Source organism: Streptococcus oralis (assembly GCF_001578945.1).
GTDB lineage: Bacteria > Bacillota > Bacilli > Lactobacillales > Streptococcaceae > Streptococcus > Streptococcus oralis_Q.
The window spans coordinates 541,272-542,761 of the sequence record NZ_KQ969551.1 but is presented as its reverse complement, the minus strand read 5'-3'; the positions used below and the strand labels follow the sequence as shown (position 1 = coordinate 542,761).

3 protein-coding genes are annotated in these 1,490 nt (G+C 39.3%); all 3 read left to right on the top strand.

Annotation, left to right across the window (positions count from 1 at the left end; translation table 11 throughout):
- On the top strand, positions 1-393 hold a 393-nt coding region (locus SORDD16_RS05265), incomplete at its 5' end, for a PTS sugar transporter subunit IIA (RefSeq protein ID WP_061452609.1).
- Between the two features lie 39 nt (positions 394-432).
- A complete protein-coding gene (locus tag SORDD16_RS05260; protein ID WP_061452608.1) occupies positions 433-738 on the top strand; it encodes a PTS sugar transporter subunit IIB in 306 nt (101 codons plus the stop codon).
- Positions 739-791: 53 nt separating this feature from the next.
- Positions 792-1,490 (top strand): PTS transporter subunit IIC (locus SORDD16_RS05255; RefSeq protein ID WP_277730441.1); only part of this gene is annotated, 699 nt, incomplete at its 3' end.

The window sequence follows — 1,490 nt, the reverse complement described above, 5'->3', positions numbered from 1 at the left end:
ACTTTACTTGAAGAAAGAAAAATTGTAACGGATACTTACCGTTCTGCCCTAATTGAACGCGAAAAGTCATTTCCAACTGGCTTAGATATGGAATTTCTGGGGAAAGAGTTACCAAACGTTGCCATTCCTCATACAGATACTATCCATAATCTGGCTGAAAAGGTGGTGGTCGTTCGATTAGAAAAACCAGTCACTTTTCACAATATGATTGCTCCTGATAAAGAAGTAGAAGTGTCCTTACTCTTCTTTATCATTAACAACTCAAGTTCGAGTCAAACAAACATTCTCGCTCAGTTAATGGACTTCTTTACAGGAAATGGACACTTAGAAGATCTGTCCAAAATTTCAGAACCAGAAGCACTTTACCAGTACATTTCTGAAGCGACTGCTTAAATTGTAAACAAAAAATATAATAAAACGGAGGAAATCCAGATGATTAAAATTCTTGCTGCCTGCGGTGCAGGTGTTAACTCAAGCCACCAAATCAAGAGCGCTCTTGAAGAGGAACTTTCAAGTCGTGGATACGATGTCCACTGTGATGCAGTTATGGTAAAAGATGTAAACGAAGATCTTATCAAAGGCTATGATATCTTCACACCAATTGCTGCAACTGACCTTGGTTTTGAACCAGGTATTCCAGTTATCGAAGCTGGTCCAATCCTATTCCGTATTCCAGCAATGAGTGCTCCTGTCTACGATAATATCGAGGCGGCTATTAAAGAAAATGGACTAAGCTAATTAATACTTTGTTTTATTAACATTCATATAACTAAAAAATGGGAGGAACTATTATGGATGTCATTATTAAACTGGCCAATGATTTCTTTAAACCAATCTTGGCTATGGGTGGCCCTATCATCATGTTAATCATCTTGACAGTATTGGCCTTGCTTTTCGGAGTGAAATTCTCCAAAGCTCTTGAGGGTGGTATTAAACTTGCCATCGCTCTTACTGGTATCGGCGCCATTATCGGTATGCTAAACACAGCTTTCTCGGCTTCATTGGCTAAATTCGTTACAAATACTGGAATTCAGCTCAATATTACCGACGTTGGTTGGGCACCACTTGCAACTATCACATGGGGTTCAGCTTGGACACTCTACTTCCTGCTGGTTATGCTGATTGTCAACGTTGTCATGCTTGCGATGAAGAAGACGGATACGCTTGATGTTGATATCTTTGATATCTGGCACTTGGCAATTACTGGTCTGTTGATCAAATGGTACGCAGATAACAATGGTGTGAGTCAAGGAGTTTCACTCTTTATCGCTACACTTGCCGTTGTACTTGTTGGGGTTTTGAAAATCATCAACTCTGACTTGATGAAACCAACTTTCGATGACCTTCTTAATGCACCAAGTTCATCACCAATGACTTCAACACACATGAACTACATGATGAACCCAATCATTATGGTCTTGGATAAAATCTTCGATAAAGTCTTACCAGGTCTTGACAAATATGACTTTGATGCTGCAAAATTGAATAAG